Genomic DNA, 736 nt, shown 5'->3' on the forward strand with positions numbered 1-736 from the left:
GGAAATTCCGGCGCCTCGCCCTTCCCCGCTCTGCCAAATATCCTAAGCTATGTTGTGAGGCGGTCCGAATCCGAACGTCTCACAATGAATGGATCCTTGAGAGATCCACACGGAAACGGTGTTGGGAAGGAAACAGCATGGCACGCGTCGCATTGGTTACGGGCGGCACCCGCGGCATCGGTGCCGCGATTTCAAAAGGCTTGAAGGACGCAGGCTACAAGGTTGCCGCGAATTACGGCGGCAATGACGAAGCCGCCAATCAGTTCAAGACTGAGACCGGCATCCCGGTCTTCAAGTTCGATGTTTCCGATGCGGCCTCCAGCGAGAGCGGCATCCGGGCGGTCGAAGCCGAGCTCGGCCCGGTCGACATCCTGGTCAACAACGCGGGCATCACCCGCGACGGCATGTTCCACAAGATGACCTACGATCAATGGTCGGCCGTCATCCGCACCAACCTCGATTCCATGTTCACCTGCACCCGCCCCGTGATCGAGGGCATGCGCGAGCGCGGCTTCGGGCGCGTCATCATCATTTCCTCCACCAACGGCCAGAAGGGTCAGATGGGACAGGCGAACTACTCCGCTGCGAAAGCGGGCGTGGTCGGCTTTGCCAAGGCCCTGGCGCAGGAGAACGCCAACAAGGGCGTCACCGTCAACGTGATCGCGCCGGGCTATATTGCTACCGAAATGGTGAAGGCGGTTCCCGAAGAGGTTCTGAAGTCCAAGATCCTGCCGCT

At 60.3% G+C, this 736-nt stretch carries 1 protein-coding gene; it reads left to right on the forward strand.

Going from position 1 to position 736, the window contains the following annotated elements; genetic code table 11:
* Positions 1-137: 137 nt before the first annotated feature.
* Positions 138-736: SDR family NAD(P)-dependent oxidoreductase (locus FS320_RS44505; protein WP_152718795.1), on the forward strand; the 599-nt coding region annotated here is incomplete at its 3' end.

The sequence above is a fragment of the Microvirga tunisiensis genome, from assembly GCF_009296175.1.
Lineage (GTDB): Bacteria > Pseudomonadota > Alphaproteobacteria > Rhizobiales > Beijerinckiaceae > Microvirga > Microvirga tunisiensis.